Origin of the sequence: Corallococcus sp. CA041A, from assembly GCF_003612075.1 — a bacterium.
In the GTDB taxonomy this organism is placed as follows: Bacteria; Myxococcota; Myxococcia; order Myxococcales; family Myxococcaceae; genus Corallococcus; species Corallococcus exiguus.
Genome location: NZ_RAWF01000435.1, coordinates 1 through 4520 on the forward strand (window position 1 = coordinate 1; position 4520 = coordinate 4520).

The following is a 4520-nucleotide window of genomic DNA, read 5'->3' on the forward strand; positions in this document are numbered from 1 at the left end:
GGGTGGCGGCGGCGGTGGCGCGGGCGGAGCAACGGCCGGAGCCATTGGCGGCAAGGGGGTCAACTCCAACGCCACGCCGGGCGACGCAGGTTCCCAGCAAGGCTCGGCCTCCACGCCTCTTCTCGGTGGGTGCGCGGGCGGCGCTGGCGGAGGCACGGGCAACGCGGCCGGCGGGCTGGGCGGCGCTGGTGGTGGCGCCTTCCAGGTCTCGGTCGCCAGGACACTGACCGTCGAAAAGGTCCTCTCCGTGAGCGGCGGCCGCATCGTGCTGGAAGGCTTCCAGGTGAACCTGACGACCAACGCGCGGATCACCGCCAATGGCGGCGGTGGTGGCGAGGGCGCCGCTGCCAGTGATGGAAGCGCTGGCGCGAGTGGCCGCGAGGACTCCAACGGCAGCGCCAACGGCGGCGCGGATGGAACTCCCCTGGGTGGAGATGGTGGCAAGGGTGGCACCTCAAGCGCCCCCACGTCCGGCGACAACGGAGGAACGCTCGTGCTGGTGAACGGTGCTGGCGGCGGCGGCGGTGGCGCCGCGGGCTCCATCCACCTGCGCAGTGTTCGCTCCTGCGTCCTGAACGACGCCGTGCTCAGCCCTGCCCCTACGGGTGGCTGTCCCACCCCCGCCCCCTGACGTGTCGGGTTGGCCACGGGTCACGTCATCAGCCGCGAGGTTTCAGGGGAGAAGGGACGACAGGTAAGCTGCGGAGCCATGTATCGGCTCTGCCTGTTGGGATGTGTGTTGATGCTGGCCGCCTGCGGGGAGAAAGCCCCTGACGAAGGCGCCATCCGAGTGTCCGTGACCTACGGCACCTTCAAGCCCGCGTGCGTGCGCGTGGAGGCGAAGGACGCGAAGGGGCACCAGGAGGCCACGGACATCCCTGCCAGCGCGTTCAAGAACCCGGAGAAGCAAGAGGTCCTGGTCGCGGTGCGCCGCAAAGCGGACTGGGACACGGCGCTGAGCCTCACGGTGTCGTCGTTCACGGAGGCCACGGGCGACCGGTGCGCGGGCGAGGTCGTGGAGACGCGCTCCAGCGAGCAGCCCGTGGTCGTCCCCGCGAAGGCGTTCGCCCGGTGGGACCTCCGGCTCTCCGCCGAGGACAGCGACAAGGACGAGCACCTCACGGGTGCCACCTGGAGGAAGCAGCCCGACTGCGACGACTTGAACGCGGACATCCACCCTGGCGCCACCGAGACCTGCGGCGGCACGGTGGACCTCAACTGCAATGAACTGGTGGGCTGCCAGGAGGCGAACTGCTACGGCACGCCATGCGACGACGGCGATGCGTGCACGCTGAACGACCGCTGTGTGGGCACGGGCCGCGAGGCGCGGTGTGCCCCCGAGAGCACGAAGACCTGTCCCCAGCCTGGTGGCGCGTGCCAGCCACGTCAGGAGTGCAAGCCCGAGACAGGCATGTGCGAGACCGTCAGCTCCCCCGCGGGCCAGCCCTGCGACGACGGCAACAAGTGCACGAACGCAGACAAGTGCGACGCCAACGGGACGTGCTCGGGCACCCCGCTGTCTTGCACCACCACGGAGCAGTGCCTGGCGGCCCAGGGCACCTGCAACACGAGCACGGGCGCCTGTGAATTCACTCCGAGCCCCAACACGACTCCCTGCCAGGACACCGAGAGGTGCACCGAGCCGGACCTCTGTGATGGGAACGGCCACTGCGTGGGAACGCCCAAGGTCTGCACGCCGCCGCTGTGCCAGCGGGTCAAGCAGGTCTGCTCGGCCACGAGCGACTGCGAGTTCGAGCCCGACGTCAACGGCCTCTGCACGACCTCAGGAGGAGTTCCCGGCGTGTGCCAGGCGGACCTCACGTGCACTCCGTTCCCCTACCGGCCCTACAACTTCGATCCGACGTCCGTCGTGGCCGCGGACATCGGTGAGATCAAGACCAGCGCTGACGTCACGTTCAACACCGCAGACAAGAGCTGGAGCCCCACGAGTGCCATCTCCACCGCGGCGTCGCTCAAGATCGTGACGATGCCGCAGCAGAACGGGAATCCGCCCGTGCTGCTCATTCCGGTGAAGACACTCGAGCTGAATGGGACTCTGCGAATCACTGGCTCCTCCCCTGTCATCCTGGCGGTCTATGGCGACGCGAACGTCAGCCAGTCCATCCTGGCCTCGGGCAGCATCATGAATCCCACCGCGGCTTGCGGCGCCTCCCAGGGCGGGAACGGCACGTACGGCGGAAAGACTGGCGGTGGCGGTGGCGGCGCTGGCAATGGCACGCCTGGCGTTAACGGAGGAGCGGGCTACAACAACAGCCAAAGGTTTGGCGCTGCGGGAACATCCCGGCCCACCGGGGCCGAGCCCCTCCTGGGAGGCTGCCCGGGCGGCAACGGTGGCGGCAATGGTTCCGCCACTCCCGGCACGGGTGGAGCCGGAGGCGGCGCCATCCAGTTGTCGGTCGCACGCAATCTGACGATTTCGAAAGCCGTCGGCGCGAGTGGCTTCGGTGGACAGAGAGGCGTTGGAGGGGGCGCGGGCGGGGGCGGTAGCGGCGGCCGGGTGGTGCTCGAAGCCTTCCAGCTGACGCTCCATGCGAGTGCCCGCGTCACTGCCAATGGCGGCGGTGGTGGCAGGGGTGGCAGCAGTACAAACAATGACGGCGTGGATGGAGCCAATGGCAGCGAGGACTCAGCGAACCCAGCCGCTGGCGGCGACAGCGGGAATGACACAGGAGGAAGCGGCGGCGCTGGCGGGGCCGGCACGGCAGGTCCCGTCAAAGGCTCTGACGGAATCAAGGACGCCTTCAATACCGAAGGCAGCGGCGGCGGAGGCGGCGGCGCCGCGGGCTCCATCCACCTGCGCAGCGTCCAGTCCTGTTCCCTCGCGATTGGGCACCTCATCAGCCCTCCGGCCTCAGGTGGTTGCACGGCCCCCTGACCCGCCTCCCGCCTGGAATTCCAGCAATGGAGGGCTGACGGGTACAGTGCGGCACCATGCGTCTGTTCTGTCTATTGACCTGCGTGGTGCTGCTGTCCGCCTGCCGCATGAAGGAGCCCGCCGAGGGCGTGCTTCGCGTGACCGTGAAGTACCCGTCCTACCGACCCCAGTGCCTACGCGTAGAGATAGGTGACGGGAGCAATCGGGTGGGAACAGACCTTCCCTCCGACCAGCTCAAGGGGCCTGACGCGAAGGAAGTTCAGGTCGCGATGGTCCGCAAGGCGGCGTGGGGCGATCGGCTGAACGTGACGGTGACTTCATTCTCTGCCTTCAACGGCAATCAATGTGCGGGGGCACTCGTGGAGGTCCACGAGGACCGTGCGTTGGATGCACCGCCCGGCAAGTCCATCGACTGGACCGTCACCTTGCTGGCTGCGGACCGGGATGGCGACGGCTTCGTCGCGAGTGTTTCCGGCACGGAATTGCCCGACTGTGATGACTCCCGCTCGGACATCTACCCGGGGGCCATTGAAATGTGCACCGCGGATATCGACTCCGACTGCGATGGCCACAAATCCTGCGAGGACAGCGACTGCTTGGAAAAGCCCTGCATCGATGGCGACGTCTGCCATGATCCAGGTTCCTGCAATGGCAGCGGTGCATGCATTGGCATACCCACACCTTGCCCGGCCAAGGATTGCACTCAGGTAGCGGGCTGCACGCGTAACTCGTCCTGCCTTTACTCACCCGATCCGGCACAACTCAACCAGCCTTGCGGCGAAGACGGGTCTGGGATTCCGCATGTTTGCCGTGCCGATGGCCAATGCGTCACGTTTCCCTTTGTCCCGAGCAACTTCGATCCGAACAGCATCCCAAGCCAGGAGATTGGTGAACTGCGAACCACCGGGGCCGTGGTGTTCGACACGAGCGTCGGCACCTGGGCGCCCGCTGGCGCTGGCCCAGATACGGGAGACTTCACCATCAAAACTCTGCCCCAGTCTGGAGACGCCCCCGAAATCCTTCTCATTCCCGTGCGGACCCTGGCCCTGGGCGGCGAACTGCGCATTGTAGGCAGCCGCCCGGTCATCTTCGCGGTGTATGGGGATGCGACCCTGAGCCATGACATCCTGGCCAGTGGGCGCATCGTGAACGGAGCGCCGGTTCCCGGAACCGGGGGCAATCGAGCATGCGCAGCGTCGCAGGGCAAGATGGGGACGAGACAAGTTTACTCGGACGAATCCGGGGGTGAAGCCAGGCTACAAATCCTGGGCGGAGGTGGAGGCGGCGCGGGCGGTGCAACGATTGGAGCGCTTGGCGGCAGCACCTCAAACACCTCGACCACGGGGGGTGACATGGGGGTCCAGCAGGCATCGGCCATCTCGCCACTCTTTGGGGGATGCGCGGGAGGCAATGGAGTTAGCCAGACTGGCTCCGGTGGCGCTGGTGGTGGCGCCATTCAGCTCTCCGTAGCCAGGACGCTGACCATTCGGAAGGTCGTTTCGGTGAGTGGCGGAGGTGGCCTGGGTGGCTTGGCGTCCACCACGATGTCCGATCCTTGGACAAGGGTAGCTTTCGCGAATGGGGGCGGTGGCGGCGGAAGCGGAGGTCGCATCGTCCTGGAAGC

At 67.1% G+C, this 4520-nt stretch carries 2 protein-coding genes and 1 pseudogene; all 3 read left to right on the plus strand.

Annotated features, from left to right (window positions below; translation table 11 throughout):
- Positions 1 to 631, plus strand: a pseudogene (locus tag D7V77_RS40445) (hypothetical protein); the annotation flags it as partial.
- A gap of 78 nt (positions 632 to 709) precedes the next feature.
- Positions 710 to 2896 carry a putative metal-binding motif-containing protein gene (locus D7V77_RS45860; RefSeq protein ID WP_120581512.1) on the plus strand — a complete coding sequence of 729 codons (2187 nt, stop codon included), beginning with the start codon at positions 710 to 712 and terminating at the stop codon, positions 2894 to 2896.
- Positions 2897 to 2952: 56 nt separating this feature from the next.
- Positions 2953 to 4520 (plus strand): putative metal-binding motif-containing protein (locus tag D7V77_RS40455; RefSeq protein WP_199733983.1); only part of this gene is annotated, 1568 nt, incomplete at its 3' end.